General features: G+C 65.4%; 3 protein-coding genes. All 3 read right to left on the bottom strand.

The genetic code is table 11. From position 1 onward, the window contains the following. Positions 1 to 798: single-stranded-DNA-specific exonuclease RecJ (locus AC1DT2_RS20435; RefSeq protein ID WP_477298361.1), on the bottom strand; the 798-nt coding region annotated here is incomplete at its 3' end. Next, entirely contained in the window at positions 795 to 1,799 is a 1,005-nt protein-coding gene (locus tag AC1DT2_RS20430) for a phosphoglycerate mutase (RefSeq protein ID WP_477298359.1), read from the bottom strand. The genes AC1DT2_RS20430 and AC1DT2_RS20435, both read right to left, overlap by 4 nt. A 2-nt stretch (positions 1,800 to 1,801) precedes the next feature. Further along, positions 1,802 to 2,579: ATP-binding cassette domain-containing protein (locus AC1DT2_RS20425; protein ID WP_477298358.1), on the bottom strand; the 778-nt coding region annotated here is incomplete at its 5' end.

Below are 2,579 nucleotides of genomic sequence, written 5' to 3'. Positions count from 1 at the left end.
CGCTTCGATCAACGCCGTGATACCGGCGCAGGCTTTCCCGGCGCGCATGCGTTTCAGGCCCGCTTCCACGAGCACGCGATTGTTGAAATCCAGCGGCACCAGATCGGCCACGGTACCCAGCGCCACGAGATCGAGCAGCGCGCTCAGGTCCGGTTCGCCGTCGGCGAAGTGACCGGCGTCGCGCATTGCGGCCCGAAGCGCCAGCAACAGATAGAACATCACACCGACGCCGGCGAGCGCCTTGCTCGGGAAACCGTCGCCTACGAGGTTCGGGTTCACCATGGCGTTGGCGTCGGGCAAGGTGTCTCCTGGCAGATGATGGTCCGTGATCAACACGTCGATATCACGGGCGCGGGCGGCGGCGACACCTGCGACGCTCGCCACGCCGTTGTCGACGGTGACGATGAGATCAGGCGACGGGTCCAGCGAAGCGACCAGTGCTTCGCTCAGGCCATAACCGTGGACAAAGCGATTGGGCACCACGTGACGGACGTGCCGTGCGCCCAATAGCCGCAGGCCACGCTCGGCCACGGCTGTACCGGTGGCGCCGTCGCAGTCGTAATCTCCCGCAATGACGATGTGCCTGTCGCTCGCGATGGCTTCCATCAGCAAGGCGACCGCCGCGTCCATGCCGCCAAGCAGGGTCGGTGACAGCATCCTGGCAAGACGATGCTCGGCACCCTCAGGCGTGGGTACACCACGCGCCGCGTAGATGCGCTGGATCACCGGATGAACATGGGGCGGCCAGCCGCTCGGCGCGGTGGCGACGTGACGCTGACGCCAGACGCGCGCCGTCATGCCTTGCGCCAGAAGCGCAGGCGGTGGCTCTTGCGTATGACCATGCGAACGCCATCGGCGAAGGCGATGCGGATTTCGGTGCCGGCGTCGAGGCGTGCTTCGATGTTGGGCCACCAGACCTGTTCGAATTCGGCGGGCTGGATGTCCTGGAGGTCGAGCAGGCTGTAAGGCACCTCGTCAGTGCCTACGCTTTTTGTAGGAGCCGATTTATCGGCGATAGCAACCTTGCCGCCAGCACCCATCGCCGCTGAAGCGGCTCCTACAGAAGATCCGCCAGATTGCGCGAAGGCTGAGCGTGGTTGCACGTCCACGTTCGCGCGGTGACCCAGCGCCCACGCAAGCAAATCGTCGCTATAGATGCGACCCAGACCGCACTCGACCCAATCAGGCAACGCACCGGCGCCCCATAGCCATACGCTGTTGACCGGCGGCAGGCCACGCGCGACACGCGCGGCGTTGACCGGGTGGTTGTGCAGTACCACCTGCGCCTCATTGATCAGCGCGCGCCAGCGGCGGCCTTCCTCGCCCTTGGGCAGCTGTTCGAACAGGTCCGCCCCCAGTGCTTCCTCCGGCTCGGGGAACGAGGGCACGTCCACATAGGTCGGCAGACGCAACTGCCAGTGCTGCGAATCGCCGACGAGCAGCTTCATGCCTTCGGCTTCGAACGTCTCGGCAAGCGCGTTGACCAGCGCCATCGACTCTTCCAGGCGCAAACCAAGGTTGCCGCAGGCAAGCAGTCGCGCGCCGTTGAGTTCCGGCTGCACCCAGGCGGGGTCCGCCGAGAGCCACAAGGCGTCGCCGGCATCACCCGCCACGGACTGACGGATGAGCGCAGCCGCCGGCAGCGGCCCGCTCGGCCAGCGGAACTGCTCCGCCATGGCCACGAAGTAGCCGGGCATGGCAGCGGACAACGTCGTGCCGCGTGCCAGCCACGCCGCGAAGGCGGGCACGTAGCGAAGTTTCTCGCGACTCGGCAGCAGCACGTTGAGGGCAGCGCTCATGCTCAGACCTCGATCTGTTCCAGGATCCCGAGCCATTCCAGCTCAAGTGCTTCTTTCTCGCCACGCACTTCGGCCTGGCGCTGACCGAGCTTCATCAGGTCTGCGGTGCTGCCGCCATAAACGGTCGGATCAGCGAGCTTGCTTTCAATGTCGGTGAGTTCCTTGTCCATGGTCGCGATCAGCGTCTCGATCTTCTTCACCCGGGCGCGCAACGGCTTTTCCTTCTCACGCTCGTCGGCGCTGAGCTTGCGCTTTTCTTTGGCCGCTTCCTGCACCGGCGCGTTCTGCGGTGCCGAGGCGACAGCCGCGGTCTTGCGCGTGGTGCCACGCGTGCGCAACCACTTGGCGTAGTCGTCGAGGTCGCCATCGAACGCCTCTGCCTTGCCGTCAGCCACGCGCCAGAACTCGTCGCAGACCATGCCAAGAAGGTGGCGATCATGCGAGACCAGCACCAGCGCGCCGTCGAATTCGGCCAGCGCATCGGCCAGCGCTTCGCGCATGTCGAGGTCGAGATGGTTGGTCGGCTCGTCGAGCAGCAACAGGTTCGGCTTGTCCCACGCGATCAGCGCCAGGGCGAGACGCGCGCGCTCGCCACCGGAAAACTTGTCGACCGGTTCGAAGACGCGATCGGCCGGGAAGTTCCAGGTACCCAGATAGTCGCGCAGCACCTGTGCGCCGGCGTTAGGCGCCTTCTCCTGAAGATGGTCGAACGCGCTCCAGCCTTCATGCAGGCTTTCCACCGTGTGCTGGGCGAAGTAGCCGATCTTCATGTCCTTATGG

The sequence above is a fragment of the Luteibacter sp. P4_E6 genome (assembly GCF_056401535.1).
Note: the sequence above shows the minus strand (reverse complement) of the source record. Positions and strands in the feature narration are given on the sequence as shown.

Bases quoted from the DNA above. Each gene is read 5' to 3' on its own strand.
- AC1DT2_RS20430 (WP_477298359.1), bottom strand. From the start codon at position 1,799: ATGAGCGCTGCCCTCAACGTGCTGCTGCCGAGTCGCGAGAAACTTCGC.